The organism is Undibacterium sp. TC9W, assembly GCF_049339865.1.
Lineage (GTDB): Bacteria > Pseudomonadota > Gammaproteobacteria > Burkholderiales > Burkholderiaceae_D > Undibacterium.
Map to the genome: position 1 here is coordinate 1 of NZ_JBMPPJ010000032.1, position 12,523 is coordinate 12,523.

The following is a 12,523-nucleotide window of genomic DNA, read 5'->3' on the forward strand; positions in this document are numbered from 1 at the left end:
GCCAGCTCTTTGGCCAGCGCCTGCAGTTTGCTTCTTTCCATTGCGTTTGTCGTCATTTTGGCAATTCCTCATTATAGGAGCTTCATCTGCCAGAATTACTTACACACTTTTATTTACAGGCTCGCAAAAAACACGAGAACTTCTCTGTTTTTACTCTGTGTCTTTGCTTTTTTATTTAATTCTTAGGGCTCAACGCTTCCTCACCGCAGTAGTGCGCGCCGTGCGCACCACTGTCTGATCACTTATTCTCTCTCTGATCACTGCTCGATGCATCGACCAACGACACTGGACTCCAGCCTGCGCTGGAGCGACGAATTTGAGGCTGGCTCTCTGGCAACCTATGTGGCTGGCTGCCAGCATCGCTACCATTGTTGAAGCTGTCGTTCAAATCTTTGCGTCCGTATGCGCGTACTTCAACGTGAAAACTTAACATCGTCGCTCCTGCGCAGGCAGGAGGCCACCAGGCTGGCGCTCCAGTGGCTTTCGTGGATTAACAGAGATCTTCGCTTTAGCGTTTGCATTAATCGAGTCTTTTTAGAAAAGAATTTATGTCGTTTTTATATCTGAATGTGTTTGTTTCAATGTTAGAAGCACTGACAGTGCCGCTAGTGAAATAGTAGATTCTTGTGTTTGTGCGCAAAAGAACCAACCTGAAAACTTCACATCTTCGCGCCTTCCGAATCGGCGATCGGCGCGTTAGGACTGTTGGTGGCAACACTAACGACACAAGTTAAAGCTCAAAAAAGCGAACTCGCATGGTATAAACTGATGCCTCCCGTACTACGGATACGATTTTCAATATCCATTCATCAGTTTAAGCATACCGTTAATCGACTAGCTTTTGATTCCGGGATGCAATTACGCATATCATGTCTGAAACTAAGGTGACAATAATGACCAACCAACATCAAAACCGATCTGAGCGGCATAGCGGGTACACAATTATTGAAGTGATGATTGTTGTTGCCATTATCGGAATTATTTCAGTATTTGCAGTACCCCAGTTTCGGAATACGCTGAGTGGTGGTCGTGTGCGTACTACGACGGATGCACTATTGCATGATTTGATCCTGGTAAAGGCTGCTGCCCGCGAGCAAGGAGGTGGAATTGTGATCTGCAAAAGTGATAATCCAGAAGCTATTCCTCCGGCTTGCTCCGCTGTTGCAAGCAATCCATTGGGTAATACAGGTTGGGCGAGTGGCTGGATAGCATTCAAGGATGTAAATGGTGATGCACAATTTAATGGGACTGATACTTTGTTGTTTGTCCAACCATCAACTATGCGCACTTTTAATGAGGGATCCGTAGTTCCAAATCCAAATGTGCAGGCGTTGACTTTTAATGCGACCGGACAAAATATGGGGGGAGCTGTGAGTTTCTATGTTCAGGGCAATGATCCTGATACTACACGTAACCGCTATGTATGCGTTGGTCTGGGTGGACGTATCTTGGTTTCCAAAACTGCAGCCTGTAACTGAGAATTGAGAGCGCCATGAAACAACATAAATTGAATAAGCAGGCTGGTGCGTCGATGGTAGAAATCGTTGTGACTATCATTATTATCGCTATCGGTTTGCTGGGTGTGGCGAGTTTGCAGGCAAACACTATGCGGTATTTAAAAGTGGCTAATCAACGTACCGAGGCTACGGTAGCTGCATATGATTTGAGTGAGCGCATGCGCGCGAATGGCCAGGGGGTCAAAAACTCAGTTACAGGAGCTGCCTCATACACTTATACAACTGCCTATGCAACGACGGTATCAAGTTTGCCTGCCATGCCCAGCTGTGCAGTTTCGACCTGTACCCCTGCCGAGGTTGCTGCCATGGATATTAATGAATGGCTAAGGGGGTTGTCAAATCGATTGACTGATGGTGCCGGATATATCGTTCCCGTCGCTCCTGTTGGTTACGATGTTATCGTCATGTGGAAAGAGGCTAACCTGACTATTGTTGATCCTTCTTGTCCTGCTGGCGTGCCCCCGGCCCCAGGTATCGGTGTGCGTTGTTTCACCGTCAGGTTTACGCCATAACTGAGGTAAATATGAAAAATATGAATTTACGTTATGCGCAAGGTCGTACCCTCGTGGAGCTGATGATCTCCTTGACTATTGGTCTGATTATCATGCTTGCTGTCAGTACTTTATATGTAACCAATACGCAGACATACAGAGTGACTGATGATAAGGCGCTGCTGGAAGAGGACGGCAGGCTGGCATTGGCAACTATGGCATTCAGTGTGAGGATGGCTGGTTATGGTCAATTGACTAATGCCTCACCCTCGCGTCAATCCGGTGGCGGTTCATCAAGTTATACCGGAGCGGGCCAGGCCTTGCAGGGGTGTACTGGTGGATTCTCATCACCCTTGGCAGTGCCTATGAGTTGTGCTGGTGGTACTACGCCTGATTCATTCCTGGTGCGCTATGTGATTGACGGTGTCAACTCCAATCAAAGTGGGGGGGTGCCTACGGATTGTCTGGGGCAACCTGTTGCTGGTGGTATCGTGGAAAATCGTTTTTATGTGCAGTTGAATCCAGTCACAAATCGTAGGGAGTTGTTTTGTGCTGGTAATGGTGGAACGCCTGGTTCAGGGACTTTGCTGGCTGGACAACCAATTGCAGACAATGTCATAGACATGAAAGTGATGTATGGATACGACCAGGATGATAACCAGTCTGTTGATGGTTTCTACTCAGCTGCTTCTTTGGGACCTAGTTCATCGGTGCCCATGCCTGCATACCAGGATCCAGACGTTTCATTACTTTCCCCCGAAATCCAATTATTGATGACGGATCGGTTTTATAAAGTACTGTCCGCAAAAATCTGTATTGTGGTGCGCTCCGCCAATGACAATCTCACGCCTACTCCGCAAAAATATCGTGATTGTAGTGGTGCTCTGGTGACGCCTGTTGATAAGAGATTGTATTCAGCATTTTCTACTGTGGTTTCCTTGCGCGGCCGCACAAATGGGAGGACTTTATGAGGAAATTGCATTCAGCTCAGCGTGGTTTTGTGATGCTGACATCCATGATTTTCTTGATGGTGCTTACCATGCTTGCAATCACTGCAGTCAGGCGCGCAACCCAGGAAGAGCGCTTTGCACGCAGCATAAGAGAACAGAATATAGCGTTTCAGGCAGCAGAAACAGCACTGCGTTATTGTCAGAAGAATTTTGAATTGACCAATAAAGGCGATGTTTTGCCTGCGGGGCTTGATAAGCTTGTAGGTAATATTCCTGTCAATCAGTATTCGCAGGGAGGTGATCCCTCAAACCCGCCTCCAACGCTGTGGTCGGTAAGGTCGAACTGGGCTACGAAAGGCTTTCGTTTGCCAGCGGGTACGGTAGCGAACCTGGATGCAGGGCAACAGCCAGAGTGCATGGTAGAGGCTTGGTATAAACCCCTTCTTACTGGTAATTTTTCTGGTGGTTCGTCTTCCGGACAAGGTGGTGGAAACCTGGGAAGCCAATACGCCTATGTGTTTACTGCACGAGGGCAGGGGACCTCTAACCTTTCTGTTATCTGGCTGCAAGTGGTCCTGTATATTGGCGCGGGAAATTAAGCAGTTTCACATACAGGAAAATTATTTAATACAACTTTATTTGAGACAGTGTGTTTCGTCGATTCGGCACTTGCTGTTTGCTGATTGATATCGTTTGAGGTCTATTGCGATAGTAGATGATCGCTTGCCGCAGACCAATGAATACTCAGGGGAAGACCATGAAGAAAATAAATAAATCGCTAATCGTGTGCCTGATTGCCTCCATGATTGGGCAATTGGTTGCGCCAAGCCTGGCATACGCCACAATATCGAATGCTCCGCCTTTAGTAAAACCCAATGTACCCCCTAACATTTTTTATACTCTGGACGATTCTGGCTCCATGATGTGGGAAATGATGCCTGATGATATTCCCCGGACAGGTAATGGGGATGTTACAGGCACAGGTTATGATGACTATTGCGAAACGGGGGGGGCTTGCTGGGTTACCAATGTATTTCCCAAGCCAGCCAATGTGTATAACGTTGGCGGTGCAGGTGATTATGGTATCTCGAACTCCGTCGTTGTAGGTTTTAATCATAATATTACTGTAGCACGCTGGCGTTCTTCTGATATTAACAAGGCGTATTATGATCCCAAGATTTTTTATCAGCCTTGGGCGGACCCAAATGGTGGTCTGATGGCTCCTGCCAATCCCTTATCTGCTCTCTATAATCCTGTTGCGCCTAATGGCGGGACAAATACCAATGCAATTAATTTGTCAGTTAATCAGACTTATGCCAACGGCGCTTATGGATGGCTTGCTGATGACGCTAAATCGTATAACACAAATGGCAGAACGATTTTCCCTGCCCTTTATTATGTCTATAAAGGTACCCCAGGATGCAACCAGTCCACGCTGGCTTGCTTTGATCGTTATGAAATCAGGACTGGGACAGTTTTTCCTGCGAAGGCGCCAGCCCGTACTGACTGTGATCTCAGTGCATGTACAGTAGCGCAAGAGCTGCAAAACTTTGCCAACTGGTTCCAATATCACCGGTCCCGTATTCTGACCGCGCGTGGCGGCAGTGGGCAGGCTTTTGCCAAGCAAAATTCCACAATCCGGGTTGGATTTGGTACCATTAATACCAATGGCACTGTCATTAACAAGGTCTCAAATGACTTCAGTGCCGCCAATAAAACCAATTTCTTGAATACTTTGTACAAGCAAAGAATGCCAGCTGCCGGTACGCCATTGCGCAAGGCTGTTGATGAGGTTGGTCAATATTTCAAAGACACGTCAATTACCGGTCCATGGCAGACGACTTCTGGTGTCGGTTTGGCCTCAACGCAATTAACTTGCCGTCAAAATTATAATATCTTAATGACTGATGGCTATTGGAACGGTACGGCTGCAGGTGGTGGGCGCAACGGTAATTATGATGGATCTAACGGACCAGTCATCACCAGGCCCGATGGAAGTACTTATCAATATACGCCTGCAAAACCATATACAGACACTTATAGTGATACTTTGGCAGACATCGCCTTCTATTACTGGGTTAATGATTTGCGTCCTGACTGGCCTGCAGCGAAGAAAAATGTGCCGCCGACTTTGGCCGACCCCGCTTTCTGGCAGCATTTGACACAATTCACGGTTGGTCTGGGTGTTAAAGGTACCCTGGATGAGGATAATGATTTACCTGCGTTAACAAGCGGCGCCAAAGTCTGGCCGAATGGTGCAACTAATCAGGTAGATGACCTATGGCATGCTGCAGTCAATTCCCACGGCAAGTATTTTAGTGCATCTAATCCGACCAAATTTGCCCAGGCACTCGAAGATTCGCTGAGCGCAATCGCAGAGCGGGTTGGTGATGCAGCTGCTGTGGGTACTTCCAGTAATACTGTGCGCGCAGGGGGCAGTATTTTTACCTCTACTTACCGTACATCTGACTGGTCAGGTCAACTTATACAAAGATTACTGGATGATAACGGCGTCATTACTGGAAATGGCTGGACTGCGACGACTCCAGTATTTTCGACCAGACAAAATAATGTCTTCACTTATATTGATCCGACGATCAAAGGTAAGGTCTTCAATTACACTAATCTCGCACTTACGGACAAGGCTTATTTTGATACGGAGGCTGCGACATATCCAACTGCCACGGTTACCGGCGCCAATATAGTCGATTACATAGCTGGTGGTCCAGACTTGAGCCGTCTTCGTCCACGTACCGTACCTTTCGGTGATTTTGTTAACTCGGCACCGCAATATCTTAAAGAGGGTGACGACAGCGGTTATAGTTATTTACCAGCAGGCACACCTGGCAAAGATACTTACGGTGCATATCTGTTGGCCAAATATAATCGTACACCCATGGTGTACATAGGCTCAAATGACGGTATGTTGCATGCTATTAATGGCCTGACAGGTGTAGAGGAGTTTGCTTATATTCCTAAAGCTGTGATGAGTAATTTGCCCTTGCTGTCCCGCACTACTTATGGGCACAGATTTTATGTCGATAGCACGCCAGCTGTAGGTGACTACTATAATGGTGGCTGGAAAACAGCTCTGGTTGGTACAACTGGCGCTGGCGGCAAAGCCGTATTTGCCATGGACATTACTGAGCCTACTCGTCCTACTTTTAACGAAGGCAAAATCTTGTGGGAAATCAATTCCACAACGCAACCAGAATTGGGATATACCATAGGCACTCCCCAGATTGGGCGTATGCCAAATGGCGACTGGGTTGCAGTCCTTGGAAATGGCTATGAAAGTTCCTCGAAGCGTGCACAGTTGTTCATTATTCGTCTTAATGATGGCGTTGTCACAAAAATTGACACGGGTGTCGGCAGCGCGAGTTTGCCAAACGGGCTGGCTACGCCAAGGTTGGTAGTTGGACCCGATGCAACAATCAAAGCAATCTTTGCCGGTGATATTCAAGGCAATCTGTGGAAGTTTGACGTGAAGAACTCGGGTACTACGGTGGCATTTTCTGGTAGCCCATTGTTCCAGGCAAAGATTGGTAGCGTGGTACAGCCTATCACTGTGCAGCCTGATATCATTCAGCACAGCCGTGGTGGTGTAGTTGTATTGTTTGGTACAGGAAAAATTTTTGAAACTGAAGATGCCCTGAATACTGACGTTCAGTCTTTGTATGGCGTATGGGATCAGACAGGAGCTACAGGCGTCAGTTCTCCTGATAAAATCTCAGGCAGTCAGTCTGCATTGCAAAGACATACTTTGAGTTGGGTTGGTACTATTGGTTACGGACTTACTAATGAAACCGTTGACTGGAATAACAAGCGAGGCTGGTTCATTGATTTGAACTTGAGCACAGGTGAGCGTCTTACCATAGACCCGCAAGTGTTCTTTGACGAAGTTGTGCTGACTACTATTATCCCGGCCAGTGCAGTGGATACATGTTCCTCTGACGGTAAGTCAACTACCTTCATCCTGAATGCCTTGAGTGGTGGTTTGTTCCCTTATCCCACTTTCGATACTAATGGAGATAAGGCAGTAACCTCTGCCGATGTACTTATAGCGGGTAAACAAGGCGACCTGACCTTTGGATCGACTTTGCTGAAAAATGGGCGTTCTGCGATTATTTATCAGCCAATATCATCTGGTAGCTCTCCTAGTAGCTATGGTACTAATCCAACAACGGCAAGCCCGAATTACAATCCTACAAGACGTATTTGGAAACAGATTTTGCGCAGTGATTAAACTGCTTTGATTAAAATCATAGAGGTGCTCAAGTGTTAATTAAGAAATCTGAAGCTGGCTTTACTCTGATAGAGATATTGATTGTGGTCGTTATTTTGGGGATATTGGCCGCAATCTCTGTCCCCGCATACACCGATAATGTCAGGCGTAGCCGACGTGCGGATGCACGTTCTGTACTCGTGCAAAATGCGCAATTCATGCAGAGTTTTTATACAGCAAATGACAAATATAATGTGATGCGTGATGGTACTGCGGTTGCATTACCCATGCTGGTCAGCCCGGTAGGTGCCACAGGAAGTAATGTTGACTATGACATCAGCTTCACGATAGCACCAACTCCAACGACTTTCAGCATACGTGCCGTACCGCGGGCTGGTGGCCGGATGGCTACAGATGGTTGCGGCACATATACGATTAACGAAAGTGGTGCAAGGTCGAATAGCGGTCCTTTATTGGCGGATACCTGCTGGACCAAGTAATCAAATCGGGAAGAGCTTAGTCAATTTTTAGCTCTTCCTGACCTCTTGTATCGCCTCGGCAAATTCGGATACATCCTCAAAGCTTTTATAGACAGAAGCGAAGCGGATGTAGGCGATTTTGTCGAGGCGTTTCAATTCGCGCATGACCAGTTCACCCAGGTGGCCGGACATGACCTCGCGCTCTCCGCTGGACAATAATTTTTCTTCTATTCTCTGTATGGCTGTCTCGACTGCCTCGGCTGATACCGGGCGCTTGCGCAGGGCCAGCATCAGGCTGGCGCGTAGCTTGCCGGTTTCGTATTCTGTGCGGCTGCCGTTTTTCTTGACGATGACAGGCATCACCAGTTCTATACGCTCATAGGTGGTAAAACGTTTGTCACAGTCGGCACAACGGCGGCGGCGGCGTATGACATTGCCTTCTTCTGAAACGCGGGTGTCGATGACCTGGGTATCATCGTTGTGGCAAAAAGGGCATTTCATGAGGTATCGTGCTCCAATGGTTTTTATAATTGATTTTATAATTCGATGATACAAAAAAGCCACTCAGGCGAGTGGCTTTTTATTGTGCTGCCTTATACTTAAGCCCTGCTTTGGTTGAATCTCTTAAGCTTGATGAATCTATTACGCTTGATGAATCTATTACGCTTGATGAATCTATTACGCTTGATACACGGGAAATGCATCTGTCAATTGTTTGACTTCAGCTTTCACGCGTTCTATCGTTGCTGCATCATGCGGATTATCGAGCACGTCCGCAATCAGGTTACCCACTTTAACTGCTTGCTCTTCCTTGAAACCACGGGTAGTGAAAGCCGGGCTGCCGAGGCGGATGCCGGAAGTGATCATTGGTTTTTGCGGGTCGTTCGGGATACCGTTCTTGTTGCAAGTCATGTGGGCAGAACCCAGGATGGCTTCGGCTTCTTTACCTGTCAGGTTTTTAGGACGCAAATCCACCAGCATGACGTGGGATTCTGTACGGCCAGAAACGATACGCAGGCCGCGCGCAGTCAAGGTATCTGCCAGTGCGGCAGCATTCTTGACGACTTGTTCCTGGTAAGCCTTGAATTCTGGTGTCAGTGCTTCTTTGAATGCAACCGCTTTACCAGCGATCACGTGCATCAGCGGGCCGCCTTGCAAACCAGGGAAAATCGCAGAATTGATCTTCTTCGCGATCGCTTCGTCATTCGTCAAGATGATACCGCCACGTGGGCCGCGCAGGCTCTTGTGGGTAGTAGAAGTGACAACATCTGCAAAAGGTACTGGGTTAGGATACACACCTGCCGCGATCAGGCCAGCATAGTGGGCCATATCGACCATGAAGTAAGCGCCGATTTCCTTGGCGATTTTGGAGAAGCGCTCAAAGTCGATGCGCAGCGCAAATGCGGAAGCACCGGCGATGATCAGTTTAGGCTTGGTTTCACGCGCCAGCTTTTCCATGGCATCGTAGTCGATATCTTCTTGAGCGTTGAGGCCATAAGAGACGACATTGAACCATTTGCCAGACATGTTCAAAGGCATGCCGTGAGTCAGGTGACCACCTTCAGCCAGGCTCATGCCCATGATGGTGTCGCCTGGGTTCAGCAAGGCAAAGAACACGCCCTGGTTGGCTTGTGAGCCGGAGTTAGGCTGCACATTGGCGAAATTGGCATTGAACAATTGCTTCAGACGGTCAATGGCCAGTTGCTCGACCACATCCACATGCTCGCAACCACCGTAGTAGCGCTTGCCTGGATAGCCTTCAGCATATTTGTTGGTCAACTGGGAGCCCTGGGCTTCCATGACGGCAGGGGAACAATAGTTTTCAGAGGCGATCAACTCGATATGCTCTTGTTGACGGACATTTTCTTTTTGTATCGTAGCAAACAGTTCTGGATCTACGTTGGCGAGGGTATGATTTTTTGCAAACATGGCGGTTCCTGATTATTCCTGTTAATAAACAATGATTGTTGTTAATGAGGTGTCTGAAACGGATAGGGGCAGCCTCATTGCTTTTACCATCAGGCTACCCAGGCGCACGGCTGGAGTCAGATAGACTCCGAAATCTCACGCTTCCCGATGGATCTCCATCTTGGGCCAGGATGCTTGCCCGTCTAACAGGGCAGATATGGCCACTTCGCCAGTCACGTGAGATGAAATGGTGCAAGGATTTTACGTGATGGCGTTTGAATGGGCAAGTGCAAGCAGTGGTATAGCAAAAATTAATTTTCACACAAGTATTACCCTGAAATTTTTAGCTTCCCGATATTGGATGGCAAAACCACTTAAAATAGTACGCTTCAGAGCTGCAAACGTCAGCTAGGCAAATTACCCACAAAAATTGAAGGAATTCAGCATGATCGTCTTGATTACAGGCGCAAGTTCAGGTTTTGGTGAAGAAATGGCACGCAAATTTGTCCGCGAAGGCCATAAAGTCATTGCTGCAGCGCGCCGCACAGAAAGGCTGGACGCCTTGCAAGCAGAGCTTGGCGCTGCCTTGTTGCCAGTCACGCTGGATGTGACCAGCAAAGATTCCATCAAACAGGCTTTGGCTGGATTAAGTGCCGAATGGAAAAACATCGATGTGCTGGTCAATAATGCCGGCCTGGCCCTGGGTACGGAACCTGCCCATCTGGCGTCCCAGGATGAATGGGATACCATGATAGACACCAATACCAAGGGTCTGGTGACAGTCACCAGAGCGATCCTGCCAGATATGGTGGCGCGTGGCACTGGTACGGTCGTCAATATAGGCTCTGTGGCTGGTGAGACACCTTATCCAGGTGGCAATGTTTATGGCGCGACCAAGGCTTTTGTCGATCAGTTCACCCGCAATTTGCGTGCCGATCTGGTTGGTACAGGCGTTCGTGCTACCAATATTGCTCCTGGCCTTTGCGGCGGCACTGAGTTTTCCAATGTGCGCTTCCGTGGCAATGATGATGCGGCAGCCAAGGTCTATGAGGGAACTGTACCGCTGACGGCTGTTGATATCGCTGAAACAGCCTACTGGATCGCTACTTTGCCTGCGCATGTGAATATCAATCACATAGAAATGATGCCTACTTGCCAGGGCTATGGGCCACTGGTCATCAAGCGCAATACTGCGTGATTTTCATCAGGTCTCAGGCTTTGCTGAGATGTAAATTTGCTCTGCCTGCTGCCAAATTGATGGCAGCAGTAGCTCCTTTGAGTGACAAAGAGTAAATATGCGCACTGAATAGCTGGTAAAGTTTATACTATGAAAACAGAATTTGTATGGCCGGTCAGGGTCTACTATGAAGATACTGATACCGGTGGCATCGTTTTTTATGCGAATTACCTGAAGTTTTTTGAGCGTGCCCGTACCGAGTGGCTCAGGGCGGCAGGCGTCAATCAACAGCAAATGGCAGATGAGCATGGCCTGATGTTTGTCGTCAAAGCCACTGCAGTCGAGTATCATGCACCCGCGAGGCTGGATGATGAACTAAGACTCACCGTTGTGGTCGAAAAACTGGGCAGGGCATCTGTGCAGTTCGTGCAAGATGCCTGGTGTGGCCAGCGTTTGCTTGCCTCAGGCAAGATCAAGGTTGCTTGTGTCAGCAAGACTGAGGTCAGACCGGCGGCAATTCCTGCTGACGTGCTGGCACAGATAGACAGAGATGCTGGCTGAAATTATTTTATTTAGGGCGGCAACATTGCCCGGTGTTTTGTTTTTGAATTGATTCAATATGACTGTTACCCAAGACCTTTCATTTTTAAGTCTGATCACGAATGCCTCTATTCTGGTGCAACTGGTCATGGCATTGCTGCTAGGCGTGTCACTGACGAGCTGGACTTATATCTTCAGTAAAATGTTCGCCATCAAAAAAGCGCGTGGACAAACTGAAGAGTTTGAACGCAATTTCTGGTCTGGTGGCAATCTGGTTGATCTGTATGCAGCGGCGACCAATAGCCGTCGTACTGGCCGCGACACCAGTGGTGCGCTCGAACGCATCTTTGAAGCCGGCATGAGCGAATACCACAAGGTAAAGACAGCCAATAAAACCACGCTGGATGCCACCGCCATGCTCGATGGCGCACGCCGTGCCATGCGTGCGTCTTACCAGCGTGAGATGGATTTGCTGGAATCACACCTGTCCTTTCTTGCATCCGTCGGCTCGGTCTCGCCTTACATCGGCCTGTTTGGCACGGTCTGGGGCATCATGAATTCTTTCCGTGGTCTGGCGAATGTGCAGCAGGCGACACTGGCTGCCGTCGCTCCTGGTATTGCTGAAGCCCTGATTGCTACTGCGATAGGCTTGTTTGCTGCTATACCTGCCGTGCTGGCCTATAACCGTTACTCCCACGATATCGACAGGCTCGCGATACGCTTTGAAACCTTTATCGAGGAATTCTCCAACATTCTCCAGCGTCAGTCACGCTAAGGCAGAATGAGATAGTATGAGTACCCTGCGTGGCGAACGTAAACGCAAATTCAAGGCAGAGATCAACGTTGTTCCATATATCGACGTGATGCTGGTGTTGCTGGTGATTTTCATGGTGTGCGCACCGATGACCAATCCCAGCGTCATCAACCTGCCTACTGCCGGGCAATCTACCCAGCCGCCATCTGATTACATAGAAATCACCTTGCGGCCCGATGCCGCTTCCACCATCAGCATCAATAGCAAAGCCGGTAACAATGGCAACAACCGCCAGGAAAGCAAGGAAGAAGCCAAAGACCGAAAGCAACTGATGCAAAAACTGCGTGAGTACCATGATGCCAAGCCAGAGTTGTCTGTGCTGGTGTCTGCCGACAAGGGCATAATTTATGACGAGGTCATACAAGTGATTTCAGAAGCAAAAAAACTGGGTATCAATCGCGTTGGTCTGGCGACCAAGTGAG

14 protein-coding genes and 1 riboswitch are annotated in these 12,523 nt (G+C 48.3%); of the genes, 11 read left to right on the top strand and 3 right to left on the bottom strand.

What is annotated here, in order from left to right:
- Window positions 1-238, top strand: a 238-nt coding sequence (locus ACO0LN_RS27610) for a hypothetical protein (protein WP_422979505.1), incomplete at its 5' end; no start/stop codon positions are given.
- Here the strand turns inward: ACO0LN_RS27610 and ACO0LN_RS27615 are convergent.
- On the bottom strand, window positions 239-433 hold the full coding sequence (locus ACO0LN_RS27615; RefSeq protein WP_422979507.1) for a hypothetical protein: 195 nt from the start codon (window positions 431-433) through the stop codon (window positions 239-241).
- A gap of 460 nt (window positions 434-893) precedes the next feature.
- Between ACO0LN_RS27615 and ACO0LN_RS27620 the strand changes: the two genes are divergently transcribed.
- The 6 genes from ACO0LN_RS27620 to ACO0LN_RS27645 all read left to right on the top strand — a co-directional run bounded on the left by ACO0LN_RS27620 (window position 894) and on the right by ACO0LN_RS27645 (window position 7,683).
- Entirely contained in the window at window positions 894-1,478 is a 585-nt protein-coding gene (locus ACO0LN_RS27620) for a GspH/FimT family pseudopilin (RefSeq protein WP_422979509.1), read from the top strand.
- Between the two features lie 14 nt (window positions 1,479-1,492).
- Window positions 1,493-2,029: a type IV pilus modification protein PilV gene (gene pilV / locus ACO0LN_RS27625; RefSeq protein ID WP_422979511.1), complete on the top strand. Its 537-nt coding sequence runs from the start codon at window positions 1,493-1,495 to the stop codon at window positions 2,027-2,029.
- A gap of 11 nt (window positions 2,030-2,040) precedes the next feature.
- Window positions 2,041-2,979 (top strand): PilW family protein, encoded by a 939-nt coding sequence (locus ACO0LN_RS27630; protein WP_422979513.1) that lies wholly within the window; start codon window positions 2,041-2,043, stop codon window positions 2,977-2,979.
- Window positions 2,976-3,557, top strand: coding sequence for a pilus assembly PilX family protein (locus ACO0LN_RS27635; protein ID WP_422979515.1), 582 nt, complete (start codon window positions 2,976-2,978; stop codon window positions 3,555-3,557). The genes ACO0LN_RS27630 and ACO0LN_RS27635 overlap by 4 nt, the downstream gene beginning before the upstream one ends.
- Before the next feature lie 158 nt (window positions 3,558-3,715).
- Complete coding sequence (locus ACO0LN_RS27640) at window positions 3,716-7,204, top strand: pilus assembly protein (protein ID WP_422979517.1); 3,489 nt, start codon at window positions 3,716-3,718, stop codon at window positions 7,202-7,204.
- A gap of 32 nt (window positions 7,205-7,236) precedes the next feature.
- Entirely contained in the window at window positions 7,237-7,683 is a 447-nt protein-coding gene (locus tag ACO0LN_RS27645; protein WP_422979519.1) for a type IV pilin protein, read from the top strand.
- Between the two features lie 27 nt (window positions 7,684-7,710).
- Here ACO0LN_RS27645 and nrdR read toward each other — a convergent pair whose 3' ends face one another.
- Both nrdR and glyA read right to left on the bottom strand, forming a co-directional pair.
- Window positions 7,711-8,163, bottom strand: a complete 453-nt coding sequence (gene nrdR / locus ACO0LN_RS27650; protein ID WP_422979521.1) for a transcriptional regulator NrdR — start codon at window positions 8,161-8,163, stop codon at window positions 7,711-7,713.
- A gap of 177 nt (window positions 8,164-8,340) precedes the next feature.
- Window positions 8,341-9,591: a serine hydroxymethyltransferase gene (gene glyA, locus ACO0LN_RS27655; protein WP_422979523.1), complete on the bottom strand. Its 1,251-nt coding sequence runs from the start codon at window positions 9,589-9,591 to the stop codon at window positions 8,341-8,343.
- 89 nt (window positions 9,592-9,680) lie between these two features.
- A riboswitch (ZMP/ZTP riboswitch) is annotated at window positions 9,681-9,817 on the bottom strand.
- A gap of 198 nt (window positions 9,818-10,015) precedes the next feature.
- Here glyA and ACO0LN_RS27660 point away from each other — a divergent pair.
- The 4 genes from ACO0LN_RS27660 to ACO0LN_RS27675 all read left to right on the top strand — a co-directional run bounded on the left by ACO0LN_RS27660 (window position 10,016) and on the right by ACO0LN_RS27675 (window position 12,522).
- Window positions 10,016-10,768, top strand: coding sequence for an SDR family NAD(P)-dependent oxidoreductase (locus tag ACO0LN_RS27660; RefSeq protein ID WP_422979525.1), 753 nt, complete (start codon window positions 10,016-10,018; stop codon window positions 10,766-10,768).
- A 129-nt stretch (window positions 10,769-10,897) separates the two neighbouring features.
- Entirely contained in the window at window positions 10,898-11,308 is a 411-nt protein-coding gene (gene ybgC, locus ACO0LN_RS27665; protein ID WP_422979527.1) for a tol-pal system-associated acyl-CoA thioesterase, read from the top strand.
- Between the two features lie 58 nt (window positions 11,309-11,366).
- Window positions 11,367-12,062 carry a protein TolQ gene (gene tolQ, locus ACO0LN_RS27670; RefSeq protein WP_162040380.1) on the top strand — a complete coding sequence of 232 codons (696 nt, stop codon included), beginning with the start codon at window positions 11,367-11,369 and terminating at the stop codon, window positions 12,060-12,062.
- 16 nt (window positions 12,063-12,078) lie between these two features.
- On the top strand, window positions 12,079-12,522 hold the full coding sequence (locus ACO0LN_RS27675) for an ExbD/TolR family protein (protein WP_422979529.1): 444 nt from the start codon (window positions 12,079-12,081) through the stop codon (window positions 12,520-12,522).
- The last annotated feature ends 1 nt before the right edge of the window (window position 12,523 follow it).

Coding starts and splice junctions, on each gene's coding strand:
- ACO0LN_RS27615 (WP_422979507.1), bottom strand. CDS start 433: ATGTTAAGTTTTCACGTTGAAGTACGCGCATACGGACGCAAAGATTTG.
- ACO0LN_RS27620 (WP_422979509.1), top strand. CDS start 894: ATGACCAACCAACATCAAAACCGATCTGAGCGGCATAGCGGGTACACA.
- pilV (WP_422979511.1), top strand. CDS start 1,493: ATGAAACAACATAAATTGAATAAGCAGGCTGGTGCGTCGATGGTAGAA.
- ACO0LN_RS27630 (WP_422979513.1), top strand. CDS start 2,041: ATGAAAAATATGAATTTACGTTATGCGCAAGGTCGTACCCTCGTGGAG.
- ACO0LN_RS27635 (WP_422979515.1), top strand. CDS start 2,976: ATGAGGAAATTGCATTCAGCTCAGCGTGGTTTTGTGATGCTGACATCC.
- ACO0LN_RS27640 (WP_422979517.1), top strand. CDS start 3,716: ATGAAGAAAATAAATAAATCGCTAATCGTGTGCCTGATTGCCTCCATG.
- nrdR (WP_422979521.1), bottom strand. CDS start 8,163: ATGAAATGCCCTTTTTGCCACAACGATGATACCCAGGTCATCGACACC.
- glyA (WP_422979523.1), bottom strand. CDS start 9,591: ATGTTTGCAAAAAATCATACCCTCGCCAACGTAGATCCAGAACTGTTT.
- ACO0LN_RS27660 (WP_422979525.1), top strand. CDS start 10,016: ATGATCGTCTTGATTACAGGCGCAAGTTCAGGTTTTGGTGAAGAAATG.
- ybgC (WP_422979527.1), top strand. CDS start 10,898: ATGAAAACAGAATTTGTATGGCCGGTCAGGGTCTACTATGAAGATACT.
- tolQ (WP_162040380.1), top strand. CDS start 11,367: ATGACTGTTACCCAAGACCTTTCATTTTTAAGTCTGATCACGAATGCC.
- ACO0LN_RS27675 (WP_422979529.1), top strand. CDS start 12,079: ATGAGTACCCTGCGTGGCGAACGTAAACGCAAATTCAAGGCAGAGATC.